This window comes from Asticcacaulis sp. (genome assembly GCF_027484505.1).
Lineage (GTDB): Bacteria > Pseudomonadota > Alphaproteobacteria > Caulobacterales > Caulobacteraceae > Asticcacaulis.
Genome location: NZ_JAIXSV010000057.1, coordinates 15,959 through 29,319, shown reverse-complemented (window position 1 = coordinate 29,319; position 13,361 = coordinate 15,959). Strand labels below are relative to the sequence as shown.

The following is a 13,361-nucleotide window of genomic DNA, read 5'->3' as shown; positions in this document are numbered from 1 at the left end:
TTGCTAGTCGACAGACTCACTTCGATCCCGCGGGCGGTGCGGCGATACCTTTGCAATACCATCTTGAATCATGGCGTCGACCAAGTCGAGATCATCTGATGAAATGGGTGTAAGTTCGGAAAACACCGCGTCATATCGGTATCGGGGTCTAAGCTGACCCAAGCGGTTGAACAGATCAACAAAAGCGCCCTCGATGTTTCCCAGCTTTCGCCAGTTATTGAGCGAGCTTGCGATTTGTCCGTGAGATTTCGAGTCCATTTTTAGCATATGTGACGAAACAAGTTCTGCCTTGGATACCAGTTCGCACGCGCTGAAAAGTGTATCCACCGCTACCGCCGAATGACCCCGTGCGATACTATCCTGCGCAGCTTTTAAGAACTGCTTGGCTTTGTCCAAAAGATCTAGGCAACGCGCACGATGGGTGAGAAAGTTGAAACTGGTGAACCACCTGCCATTCAGCCTGATGACCGTACAGTGGCCACTGTCGAGGTCCTCATCTATAAGGTCGAAACTATGGATGCTGGTTATCTGATCTAGATACGCGTCGTCCCCAATTGCGGCGCCGGGTATCGGCCCAACCTGCATCAATCCGCGCACTTCGTCATTCAAACGGGTGAGGTTCGTGCCGTCTGGCCTCTGGATTCGCTGAGCCATATTGAGCTGAAAATCGTCGGGTAAACGGCCGGCCGCGCGCCGGGCTTCGACCTCTGGAATGATCCACAGTTCAAACGCCTGCTCCAGCAAGCGATTTGCCATTTGTTCGCTGTCTAGAGGTGAGTCAATTGAGTCGGTGTGTGGGGATACCACGTCGATACTCCCTGCAAGTAATAGTCATTTGGTCGGCTTCAGGTATTTCTCGCGACCGGATGTCGCCTTTTGCCCGCTTGATCTTTTGCCAGCCGACCTGCGATTGCAATACCTTAACCGCAGACCTTTGCGGAGGCGGCGCAATTCTATATGACCGCAGCGCCGCTTGAGAAGGTTTAATAACGAGCTGCGGGCGCGCTAAGTTTCACTTAAAATCACGCGCAGTTTCAGACTGTCGCAGTTGGTGTCCGACCGCTTGCAATAGTTGATCCATGAGTTTCGCCGGGATTAAACTACAGGCTAAGAATCGAGCGGAAAGGCGTGGCGTTTTGGTGAAAGCTGAAGTTCAGTCTTTAAAGCGGGGGCGGCGAAAAGTCCCATCGGGTGAAGGTGAACGCCGTGCCATGGGCGGGTATGTCCCGCAGTACGCGATGGGAGCCCGTCTCCTGTATCAGGCTATCGCCTCAGGTACGTTGCGATGGGTAGGCCTGGCTGATCGCGGAGCAGGCGCGTTTGACGATATCGTTCTCGGCTTAGAAGCGCAAGTTGTCGCATATCAGTTGAAAACAAGCCAACATCCGGAGGAGTTTGGGCTGCGAACCTTGCTGCTTGGAGAGGCAGGGCTTTGGGAGAAAATAGTCGATAGTTGGTTACGGCTCACTTCTCAGCATCACAACATACCTGTGGAAGTAGTGTACGCGACCGATGATGTTCCCAGATCCCACGACAGGATTGGCTTGGAGGCGCAGGTATCGTCGCAGGACTTCCTGAACGCCCACGCCGCAAATCGCCTGGCGTGGGATTTATCGCAGTGGCGTGCTTCTCCATTTGGTTCATTTGTCGACGAATTATTTCATTGCTCCAAATTAGAGGAAGTGGCGTTCCTCTCTCTATGGCGAAATCTTCGGTTTGTAACGAGTGGCGACAGCCGAGGGCTGGGGTTCGGAGTGGTACGGGCACCCGACGCCAATCGCTTGAAGCGGTTGGCAGCCGCGCTACCTGAACTCATTGCAACAGAACGGCAAAAGGACCGGTGGACGCGTTCAGAACTGATGTCTCGCTTGGAATGGCGCGATGTCTTCACGCTCAAACATTCGCATGCCTTTCCCGTTAGCGCGTTCTACGAAACAAACGAAAAGACACAGGCTGCGTTGGAAGCGGCAATTGCAAGTCACTCCAAAGGATATCTTTCATTGCTTGGCCCGCCCGGTTCGGGCAAATCAACCATGCTGGCCAATGGTTTGAGACCGACGTCCAAACTCCAGATTGTAAACTATCTTGCGTATTTGCCTTCAGAACGGCATGGCTTAGGGCGCGCCGAGGCTTCGAGCTTTCTCCACGACTTGGTAGTTCAGTTCAAACAGTTGGGTCATGGAGAGGATACGTTCACGGGTACCGATCTTTCCGAATTGAGGGCGCAACTCGAGGAACTGTTGGGTGAGGCCGGTGAACGCTACGCGACGGAGGGGATTGTAACGCTTGTCGTCGTGGATGGTCTTGATCATGTGCCGAGGGAAGAACAGCCGGGTACGTCTCTGCTTAAAGAGCTGCCTCAGCCCCAGTCGTTACCCGAAGGTGTTCTAATCTTACTCGGGTCGCAGCGACTCGATCTTCCTGGCCTGCCGCCAGCCGTGCAGGATGAGGCGCAGGCCGAAAGCAGGAATATTGTCGTCGCTCCACTGAGTGCTGAGGCAGTGATCGCTCTCGCAAGTGATATGGGGCTCCCTGTCGATGTCAATCGAAAGCAGTTGTTTAGCCGAACAGCCGGACATCCGTTGTCGACGCGGTACGCTATGGAGGCGCTGCTAGCCCTGGATACGGCTGAAGAGCGGGAAAATTGGCTAGAATCGGGCCCGGCGTATGAAGGTGACATTGAGGCCTATTACCAAGCCATGTGGAGTGATTTGCAAGGTGACGATAAGGCGAAAGAGGCGTTATCTTTCCTTGCATTTTCGGAAGGCTTCATAAGCCCGAAGTCCCTCGATCGTCTGGTGGGCGAGGTGCCGACGGATGCTGCGTGGCGCGCAGCCAGACACTTGATCTTGAGAAATTCCGATCTGGCCTGGTCGGTTTTTCACAATAGCTTCAGGCTTTATCTCCTTGAGCAATGCGCAATGCGACACGGCGTGAGGGACGGAGATCGAGTGGCTGCGATCTACACCAAGCTGGCTGAACAGGCGTCAACCGCCGAAGCAGGTGACCCTCAACGTTGGCTGGAATTGCGGTATCGCGCGCGCGCGGGGGACCATTTACGGGTCGCTAACATAGCCACGTCAGCCGAGTTCCGCGCGCAGTTTCTGAGTGGTCGAAGCATCGAAGAGATTAGAATTGATTCAAATTTCGCGCTAAATAGCGCTGTGGCCCTACGATCGCCGGAGCTGGTGTTCTCGACCATTCTGGCGCGTACTGAGATTAGTAAAAGATGTGAGGCGTTGGGAGACAACGTTTTCGAGGCTTACATCGAGCTTGGCGATGATTCTGCAGCGCAAGGCATGATTGACGGCGCCAGCGGATATATGACCTCCGGAAAGACGTACGAGCTCGTTGACGCCTACCTGCGGTCGGGAGCGATCAGCGAGGCGACAAAACTCTTTAGGGAGCTTGAACCGGTAGCTATACTTACCGGAAGTGAAGCCTTCGATGCCCACGGTGGCCTGGATGAGCTAAGAGCCTGGGCAAGACGCGCGCTTGCATTCATAAGGCCAGCGGTCTTCGTCGATATCCTTGAAAAACTTCACTCGCCCGTAGACCGATTGGGAATGGAGTTTAACCTGCCGGGCCTTCAGGAGACGCTGAAGATAGATGCGGCAACTGGCCAAATTGGTCGGAATATACATTCGGACACACAATCGTTGATGAGCGAATTACGGTTGAGTGAGAAAAATCTCCCGTATCTTCTCTGTTTCACCGCTTTCAGATCAAAATTACAGGGTGATCTGCCGAGGCACATCGCATGTTTGCATCTTGCATCTCATTCCGCTCATCTCCTTAGCGAGCGAACACGCAGGGATGCTGCGCTTGAGTCCGCCCGTTCATCTAGGCTCGATATGGCCCATCTTTTCTTCGATGGCGTTTCAGAACCTGAGATATTTGACTCGGCATGCAGCGACCTAGAAAAAAGCCAAGAGTGCGTTAGGCAGATCATTCTGGACGCCGAACTTCGTACATGGCTTCATGACGCCAAGCGACCGTCGATGATATCGGACACCTTGCCGGCTCGCTTTGATAGCGGGCTACGGACTGTTGGTTATCTTATGGGCCGCGCCAGGCGAGGTGGCACTCCGGTCGGTGATGCGTTGTCGGAGCTGAAGGCGATTATGAACGTCTTCGAGCGTGATGGAGTGATGGACGCCTACAATACTGAGAGGTGGGGTATCGATCGTGTCCTGGACGTCGCTGTTGGCGCTACCGTTCATGCGGCGGGCATGCATGGAGTAGCTACGTTTTCGAGTTTTACGAAGACCTACGACGCTGCCCTTCGGCGTCCAAACACACGGCTAGGTCAACCAGCCGTTCGTCGGGCATATGCAGAGGCAGCTTTTCAATACGATAATGACGCGGAAGCCTTGATAGATCGGGTAGGCTATCAGCGCGGGCTTGCCCATACGCCGCAAGAGCAATCCGGTGATGCTGCGGAAGCCGCGAAGCTTCTCGCAAAGATAGGACAAATCGAAGCCGCGCGTACGATGCTGGAAGCCGTGCACGAAGAAAGCCTCGGCTATGATCTTCCTGCGAAAAAAGACCCCCAGTATTCGGTATGGGCTGAGGTCTTTGAACGAGCCAACAGTGAGCAGCCGTCGAAACGTTCCTCCCGCATGAAGGTGTTCGCGAAGTTGATTTCGGGGCTGTCTGAAACCGAAGGCCGCGATGCAGCGGGGAGGCTCGTCTCGACGATGGTTCGCGAAGCCGTCAAGGGCGGGTCCGCCATGGCGAGTGCTGTCATTGATCTAGCGGATGAAACGGGACGAGCCGATTGGGGCACCATTGTGTCTTCCGTTTCAACGGCTGTTGCCGAAGTTGATCCAGAATTAGCTACTTCGGCCGCGGCAGTTTGGGGGCGGATCGGGCTGCCGTTCGCTGCGGAACACATAGCCTCACCGTTTCCAGAACTGATACGAAGCGCGTCCGGCTTGGAAATGCAGCCGATTACCGAAGTGGCGGTTCGATGCGTCGAGACTGATGCCCCTCAGAAGCGGCGCATCGCTGATCTCCATGAGATTGCATTTTTCACGACGAAATATGGTAAAAGCATAGGAAATCCAGCCTTAACTCGGTGGCGCGAGGAGTTGCCAACACCTCGGTCGGGTAGCAGTCCTGAAGATCCCTTTTATTTAGTTGAGACATGTGCTGGCATTGTCCATATACTACGGGCGTTAGATGCGGAGATCTCAAAGTACGGGGCGACCAGGGCATTTGTAAAGCTATTGCCCAATACGGCTTATCTGGAGGCAAAGGCAGCTTTCGAAGAGTTCTCTGTTCTGCGTGATGACGCGCGCTGCATAGACGCACTAGCAACTAGGGCTTTCCACGAGGGGGACGTGGAGACATCGCGGCGGCTTCTCAAAAAACTGGAAACCGCGACCCAGCAATATGCCTCCTGGGGCAATGGATGGTCTAGCGATGCAAAACTGCGTTACCATCGGTTAAATGTCCTGATTAGCGGCGAGCCGGCGAGAGTTGCGGCGTTCAATGGCTTCGTACAGGACATGATCTTGGGCTATGAGACGGCCGACCGCCTGATTCCGTTTCTCACCGACGTCTTCGAATTATTCGACGTCAGGCTGCCTTGGGTGACCGCCTGGGACTTGTTGAGCGAACATCTGACCGAGTATCGCGAATATCGAATGGGTTCGGAGGTCAACCTAATCGAACGCGAAGATTGTGATCTACCCGCCGTTTTTGCCGACCTTATGTTTCGCGGCGTCCAAACGATGGCCACGGAACTAGTCAACATGATCCGTGTACTGTCGGTCGAATTGCTTGAAATTCCCGTCGCACATAGCATCGTTCGGAGATTGGTCGATAAGTTGTTGGCCGCAGGGGCATCCTACGGCTCCGAAGCCGCGCAAATTATATGGGAAGGTCGACACGCAGGTGCGGCCCGAGCAGTGTTTGATGGTTTGGTCCCTAAGCTTATAGATTCCGACGACATCTATGTCAGACATATTGGCCTTCACCTGAACGGGGTTTGGGATCTTGGACTAACGCAAAAGCATCGCGAGGTTCCCAAGTTTTATGACCTAAGTCTCCCGGAAAGCGAGGAGGCCTACTACTTTGATCCGCCACCAGGATTCTCGGATACGTCGTCCGGCGTTGTAACCGATAATAGTTACGCGCTCACTTGGCCTTTGCAGCAGGCCCTGGAAATCACCGCAAAAGCGAGTGACTTCAGCCTGCCTCAACTCAGGTTGCGCGCGGCAACTTTGATGCAGAGGTCGGGGGGCATTTCGGCTTTTGGTTCACAACAGTCGAAAGCACAGCACGACAGATTGGGGCGTTTAGAATTGCAAATGCCTTGGCGGAAGCTGGCCGTAGCCGCGGCATTCACGGCAATGCGAGAAGTTATTGGCGAACTGGATTCAGCGGGCGCAATTGATCGCGATGCTCTGCCTGTGCTCCTTGCTTTTACGTCAAGTTTCCCGCTTGGCCTTACCTCCTGCGTGCCGAATGTCCGGCCAAAGGGTATTCTCACACCAAAGATCGAACGCAGTTTCTCTCAGTCGGATTTGAAAGAATGGCTAACTCTCGCTGACAAAGATCTGATCCTGCCAAAATTGCCGGGTTCTCTGATCGTTGCCGCCGTGGCAACCAGTAGATGCCAGTCCCATAGAGCAATCTGGTCCGTGGACCAATATTACGGCCCAGGGGAGGCCGCAGCGTCGACATTCCAAGAGCAATTCTCCCTTCTGCCCAGCGTAATTCCATTAGAGCACTTCATTCCAAGATATGAGGGTGTGGCGTCTGGGGGTGTTGTTCGTATTTCCTGCATGTCACCGGGCAATTTCGTTTTTCCCACGCTTTGCCCTGTTCTGCTTAAAAAGTTAGGCTGGCAGCATGACCCTTGTGATCCATTTACTTTCCTAGACGCAAAGGGAGCTAAGGCTGGAGCGACCGTGATATGGAGGGACGGCGGCGTTAGAACTAACTTTCACGAGGCTCGCGTCTGCAGGGAAGGCGCTTTTCTGGCTATTGATCTGCAGCATGTCGAAGTTCTGAACGCGCTGGCCTTATCCCCTAGGGTCATTACTTCGTGGAGGACCCATAGTGACAACGGCAAAACGACTATTTCCATCGCGTCCAGAAATGTGAAGTCTGACGAATTGCAGTTGCTGTGATGCGACCGAATGAGATCGGCATGCGTCTATGCCCGCGAGAGTGCGAAGCCCGGCGAAGAGGCCGCGCACCGGGCTCCACATCAATTCGTCTTTAAAGTATGGCTCAGTCAGACCCCACCGAGAAGCGGAGGCCGGAATGACCAACTTAAGCGCAGGTGAGATATCAAAATCGCGAGGTCCGACCGCAACAAGGATCGTTCGGTTGGCTGAGGTGAGGGCATTGACCGGGCTCAGCCGATCGACAGTTTATGAGCGCATTCGCGACGGGCAATTCCCAAAGTCTGTCGATCTTGGTGGACGATGTGTCGGCTGGCTAGAAAGCGAAGTATTAGCTTGAATCGATGGGCGAGTTGCCGTCACCCGTGGCCTTTCAAAGTAGCCGGGTGGCTTGAGGCTCATGCCTAGCTTTGAACCGGGCACGGGCCTGCGAACGATGATGTGGATTGTACTTGTGTCTTAATCTCCGCCGAGAGGCAACCTTAGGGATCAGGACGGCTTGCTTTGCCATATTCTTCGCGGTGTGTAGTGCGTCGCAATACAAAATTTGATTGCGTTGGTGTAGCGTGATACAATACACTTCATGGCTGAGATAGTTGAACACCCTGGCAAGTACATTCGCGCCCACGTTCTGCCCAAGGAAATGAACGTCACGGCGGCCGCCAAACTCATTGAAGTTAGCCGCCCGACGCTCTCTAACCTTCTAAACGGTAATGCCGATCTCTCACCTGAAATGGCGGCCAAGTTGGAAGCGGCCTTTCATGTTCCCGTACGGGAGCTTCTAGACTTGCAAAGTGCCTGGGACGCGGCGAAGGCGACGGCGACTTCGCCGGCTGCAGCGATCCGAGCCTACGTTCCGCCCTTTCTTCAGCTGAAAGCTGTCGATATTGAGGCATGGGCTGTAAAGGGCGGGATCAGCCCTCGCCATCGCCTTTCCGTGCTTCTGCGAACTTTAGTCAACTCGACCGGTGTCGGGCTGAGCCGCGTCAATTTTCCAGGAAATGACGACAGCGAGAGGCCTGGATGGGACGGTGAAGTCGTCTCGGAACTGGCGAGCCCGTACATTCCTTCGGGCTGCTCCGGATGGGAGTTTGGCGTAAACGGCAACATCAATAAGAAGGCGGACGGTGACTACGAGAAGAGCGTAGTGGCGGTTGATGCCACCGAGCGCAAGCAGATGACTTTCGTCTTCGTGACGCCTCGCAGATGGGCTGGTAAGGATGCTTGGGTCAAGGCGCGAAGGGCCGAAAAAAAATGGAAGGACGTGCAGGCGCTTGACGCTGCCGATCTTGAACAATGGCTTAGTCAATCCATTCCAGGCCAAGTGTGGTTCGCTGGGGAGACAGGGCAGGCGGCACAGGGCGCTCAATCGTTAGATGCGGCTGAGCAAGTATGGGGTGCTGACTGCGAACCCAAGCTTAGTATGGACTTTTTTGCCGAGGCGGTCTCAGAGCATCGAGCCTTAATCATGCATCGCCTTGCATCAGGCAGTAATGAGCCGGTTGTCATCCACGCAGATTCTCGCGAGGAGGCCCTAGGTTTCCTTAGCGCGGTATTCTCCAGAAATGATCCAGACCTAGGCCTCTACCGGGACCGTATTGTTGTATTCCGCGAAGCCGGGGCGTTTTTAAAGCTTGGCTCACGAACGAGCAATTTCATCCCCGTCATCATGTCGAAGGAAGTCGAAAAGGAGTTTGCTCCGTATCGGAACGTGATGCCGGCCTTTATCATCTATCCAAAAAATGCGACGAGCACCGACCCAGATATCAAGCTTGAGCCTCTGGGTAGAGAAGGGTTCGATCGGGCGCTGGATGCCATGGGAGTTGACCGGGACGGGATCGATCAGCTTGGGCGGGAGTCTGGTCGATCTCTGACTGTGCTCAGGCGCCGGCTGTCGCGACTTGAGGCGATCCGTACGCCAGGATGGGCAGATGACGAAGAGACCGCCGCTCTGCTGGTTCCCTATATGCTGGCTGGCGCATGGAATTCGGACAATAGAGCTGATCGTGCGGTGTTGGAGATACTTGCTGGCGTCAACGACTATGGCCTCTTGGAGCGACGGCTTGCCAGCTTGCTTTCCAAAGAAAGTGCGCCTGTCTGGTCTGTTTCCAGCATTAGGGGAGTGGTCTCGAAGATCGACGTCCTCTTTGCAATTCGAAACTCGGTTTCTAAAGAAGATCTGGAACGGTTTTTCAGCACGGCGGAAATGGTCCTCGCAGAAATTGACCCAGCGCTTGATCTTCCTGAGGAGGATCAATGGGCCGCTGCGATCCATGGCAAAACGCGGGAGCTATCCGGAACCCTTCGCGAGGGCTTGGCCGAAACCCTCGTAATGCTCGCTGTCTATGGCCCTAATCTCTTCAAGGAACGGCTGGGTGTAGATACTGCCTGGATGGCTGAGAAGATGGTATCCAACCTTCTGACACCTCTAACGCGCGATGTGCTGGAATCGCAAAGTGACAAGATGCCGCTTTATGCGGAGGCAGCGCCTGAGCGATTCCTTTCAATAATCGAAGCTGATCTCACTGGTGAAGCACCTGTTTGCCTGACCCTGATGCGCCCGATCAATGACGTTCCCTTTAGCCCAGCTCGACGAACGGGGCTCATATGGGCGCTCGAATCCCTCGCTTGGTCGGAAAAGTTGTTCATGCGTACGGTCGTGGTTCTGGCCAAGCTATCGGAACGGGTCATTGATGACCGACTGATGAACAAGCCTTCTGGTAGCCTGTCGGCAATTTTTCGGTCGTGGATGCCCCAGACAACTGCGGTTCTCGAAAAGCGCAAGGCAGCATTTACCTGGGTGGCGACTCACCATCCGTCGGTGGCATGGCCGATCTGTATTGAGCAGTTCTCCGAAACTTCTCGCATAGGAATGCATTCAAAAAAGCCGCGTTGGCGCCCGGACGGCCACGGGTATGGCCATCCTCTGTCAAGAACGGAAGACAATGATTTCTGCCTTTTCGTGTTCGATGTGGCGCTGAACTGGCCCCACCACACTCGCGAGACGATCAGCGACCTGATGCGCGGCCTGAGGGGTATAGAAGAAACGCTACATGACCGGGTGTGGGACGTCGTTGAGAGCTGGCTGGCTGGATCGAGTGAAGAAGAAAAAGTGGAAATAAGGGAGGTTATTCGCTCGAACTTCCTCACGCACCGTGTCGCTCGACGTCAGAAGAAAGCAGGAAAGAAGCTCACGTCAAAAGAGCGAGCGAGAGCTATCTACGACCGTATTGTGCCTTCCGACCCAATCCTACGCCACGCATGGTTGTTTCGTACGCCATGGGTAGAGGAGTCTCTCGGCGAAATCGCGGAAGACGATTATGATTTTAAGGAACGAGATGCCCGAATCGCTGAACAGCGCAGAATAGCGGTGGGTGAGGTAGTGACGGTTGGCGGCGTGTCCGCGTTAATCGATTTGGCCCAACGCGGTCAGGGTGCCTCACAAGTTGGATGGGCGCTCGCCAGTATTGCGCCGTCCGATGACGTGCTTGCTGCGCAGTTGGAGGAAATAGTTGTCACCGGTGACCTTAGCGGCGCACGATCGCTGATCGTGTCGGGCGCGCTGATGAAGGTGTCGCAGGCAAGCTCTACCGTCCTTAGGAAGGTCATCGACAACATACCAGAGGTGAAGCAGCCGTACCTACTCGCACTTGCACCTTTTGATTCGTCGACCTGGAGCATTTTGGAAGCGCTTTCGCAGGCAACCGCTGAAGCCTACTGGACGGCGGTCCATCCGCAATGGGGCTCGGAAGACGCGGATGCTCTGACGGGAGCACGGCAACTCATGGCAATCGGCCGTCCAATGGCGGCGTTCCATTCTGTTGAACACATGTTGAAACGGATGCCACCCTATTTCCTTTACGAATTGCTGGTTACGATTGCAAGAAGTGCCAACACGCCTCCCGAACCCTATAAGCTCGACCCATACCGTATCCGTGAGGCGTTCAAGTTCATTACCGCCAGCGGCGATGTTGACGCAGAGAAGATGGCTGAATTGGAGTTCCAGTATATTGACCTCTTTGACCGAGGGGAAAGCCAGCCAGTGAATCTGATCAGGTCCATGGCGAGGGAACCTGGGCTCTATGTGCAGGCTGTAGCCTTTGCATTCAATCGAAAGGACGGGGGTGTTGATCCGGTCGAGCTGCAGCTCGACGACCCTGAGAGGCGCGGGGCGCGCAAACTTCAGTGCTACAAGCTATTGGATCGAATGGACTTCGAGGGCGCGGTAGACGAGAGCTTTTTTGAGCGGCAGAACCTGATCCGATGGGTCAATGAGGTCCAGAATGGACTCGATGTGCTCGGACGCCGCGTAATCGGCGATCAGATGATTGGCAATATGTTAGCGAAAACAAAGGCCGGCGAGGATGGTGTTTGGCCAAAGCCTTCGGTCAGGGACGCACTCGAACAAGTCGCAAATCCCGACGTTCAGAGTGGTTTGTTCATGGGTATTGTGAACTCCAGAGGTGCGATCTGGCGAGGCGAAGGCGGTGCACAGGAACGTAGTCTTGCAGAGAAATATCGCGGTTGGGCTAAGTCGATAGAGTTCACCCATCCGCGGGTTGGTGCCTTCATGCACCAGCTCGCTGATCGCTACAATCACGAGGCAGACGGAGAAGATGCGGACGCGAAGATTGCAAGGCGGCTCGGTCACTGAGTGATCGTTTCTCGGTGCAACTGACAGTGGCAGGTGACGTCGAGTGGTTATACGCCAGCGCTACGCATTAGCTTTGTTGCAGTGATCTTTCAGATTAGCTCAGCATCAACTGCATTGCGGTTATTGGTGGATTTCGTTACCAGCCTATGTCTGGTAGGGCGGAGACGAGATGGGCCTCCTCACGCCTGCTGGCCTTGTTGAACGCGAGGTCAGCGGGGTGGAGAGGGCGTTCGCAGTCTGAATCCATGGGGGATCGCGTCTTCACGTGCCCCCTTAGACACGGCCGGGTAAAGTGGGGGGTCTTTTTGGGGGTCTCGCCGCCGGTCCGAATTTGGGAAATTGCGTGGTTTCGGGCGGTTGGACTGGGAGTGCGGGGCCGGTCATCCCGGAATCGATGTGTTCCTGATGCTTGCCGAAAATGTCTAACCTTCAAAGCGCAGATGGATACGATGAGGTGGTCAATCACCCTGTTACGGGAGCTGGAGGAGATTACGAGCGACCACGCCTATCTCTTCCCGTAGATCCGGAGTTGGCTCCGCCCGATGTCCGAACCCGCTTATGCATCGACAGTCGGTTGCCCGCGCAGACGCGTCGTGTCATCTGCCAGTCTCTGGCTGTAGGCTATATCGAGTTTGGTCTCGCGCACGGCGTCGATCAGATCATCGGGCTAATGCCGACCCTGATCCTGCGCTCAGTCTTCGAGCGCGCAGGGCTCACCCTTGAGCGATTAGGGTCGCCCCGCGCCATTGGGGCACACGCTCGCATACCGGGAACGGTGCGATGTCTGACGGACAAGACAGCATCGTCTGCCCAAGACTTGATCGAAAGGCAAGAATCACGAATTCTAAAACCTCCTTACGTGACGGGAGTGGTTGGCCTCTGGCCGGTCCCTGCATTTGTCATCTCCTGAGCGGCAAAGACACATGGCGGTTCCTGCACGTCCGAAAATATATCACATCGTCCATCTCGACAGATTGTCGTCCATTCTCGCCTCCGGCGGCCTTATGTCTGATGCGAGGATGATCCAGCGTCAGGATTCTGGAACGACCATTGGCATGAACCATATTAAGGCGCGGCGCCTGAATGTGCTTAGTCTCCAATGTCACCCTGGCCTTTTCGTCGGGCAATGCGTTCCGTTCTACTTTTGTTCTAGATCTGTAATGCTTTATCTGATACACGTGCGTAACCCGGACTTGGCCTACCGTGGAGGACAGGAACCCATAGTCCACCTCGAAGCCGACTTGTTGGACACGGTCGCTTGGGCAGAGGCCAACGATCGGAAGTGGGCTTTCACATTGTCAAACGCGGGGGCTCGCTACTTCGAAGACCGCTGTGATCTCGCTCAACTCGGCGAGATCAAATGGGACGCCGTTAGCGCGACGAACTGGTCTGGCGTGAAGGAAGGCAAGCAGGCAGAATTCCTTTTGGAGGAATTCTTTCCGTGGCATCTGGTTGAGCGGATTGGCGTCTGTACTCAACCGATAGCCACCCACGTGGGTATCGCATTACACCATTCGGATCACCGTCCGGCGGTAGAAATCAAACGGGATTGGTACTATTGAGGCCCG

At 54.9% G+C, this 13,361-nt stretch carries 5 protein-coding genes; 4 read left to right on the top strand and 1 reads right to left on the bottom strand.

The window, feature by feature from the left end; all coding sequences use genetic code 11:
- Positions 1-3: 3 nt before the first annotated feature.
- Positions 4-756 carry a HEPN domain-containing protein gene (locus tag Q0072_RS02740; protein ID WP_298325386.1) on the bottom strand — a complete coding sequence of 251 codons (753 nt, stop codon included), beginning with the start codon at positions 754-756 and terminating at the stop codon, positions 4-6.
- A gap of 323 nt (positions 757-1,079) precedes the next feature.
- Between Q0072_RS02740 and Q0072_RS02735 the strand changes: the two genes are divergently transcribed.
- From Q0072_RS02735 to Q0072_RS02715, 4 genes are all read left to right on the top strand, one after another.
- On the top strand, positions 1,080-7,142 hold the full coding sequence (locus Q0072_RS02735; RefSeq protein ID WP_298325383.1) for an ATP-binding protein: 6,063 nt from the start codon (positions 1,080-1,082) through the stop codon (positions 7,140-7,142).
- A 136-nt stretch (positions 7,143-7,278) separates the two neighbouring features.
- Positions 7,279-7,479 carry an AlpA family transcriptional regulator gene (locus Q0072_RS02730; RefSeq protein ID WP_298325380.1) on the top strand — a complete coding sequence of 67 codons (201 nt, stop codon included), beginning with the start codon at positions 7,279-7,281 and terminating at the stop codon, positions 7,477-7,479.
- Positions 7,480-7,722: 243 nt separating this feature from the next.
- Positions 7,723-11,793, top strand: coding sequence for a helix-turn-helix domain-containing protein (locus Q0072_RS02725; RefSeq protein WP_298325377.1), 4,071 nt, complete (start codon positions 7,723-7,725; stop codon positions 11,791-11,793).
- Between the two features lie 923 nt (positions 11,794-12,716).
- The gene (locus Q0072_RS02715; RefSeq protein WP_298325375.1) at positions 12,717-13,355 is read left to right on the top strand and encodes a DUF4433 domain-containing protein; all 639 of its coding nucleotides are present in this window, start codon (positions 12,717-12,719) and stop codon (positions 13,353-13,355) included.
- Positions 13,356-13,361 lie beyond the last annotated feature (6 nt).

Coding starts and splice junctions, on each gene's coding strand:
- Q0072_RS02740 (WP_298325386.1), bottom strand. CDS start 756: ATGGCAAATCGCTTGCTGGAGCAGGCGTTTGAACTGTGGATCATTCCA.
- Q0072_RS02735 (WP_298325383.1), top strand. CDS start 1,080: ATGAGTTTCGCCGGGATTAAACTACAGGCTAAGAATCGAGCGGAAAGG.
- Q0072_RS02730 (WP_298325380.1), top strand. CDS start 7,279: ATGACCAACTTAAGCGCAGGTGAGATATCAAAATCGCGAGGTCCGACC.
- Q0072_RS02725 (WP_298325377.1), top strand. CDS start 7,723: ATGGCTGAGATAGTTGAACACCCTGGCAAGTACATTCGCGCCCACGTT.
- Q0072_RS02715 (WP_298325375.1), top strand. CDS start 12,717: ATGGCGGTTCCTGCACGTCCGAAAATATATCACATCGTCCATCTCGAC.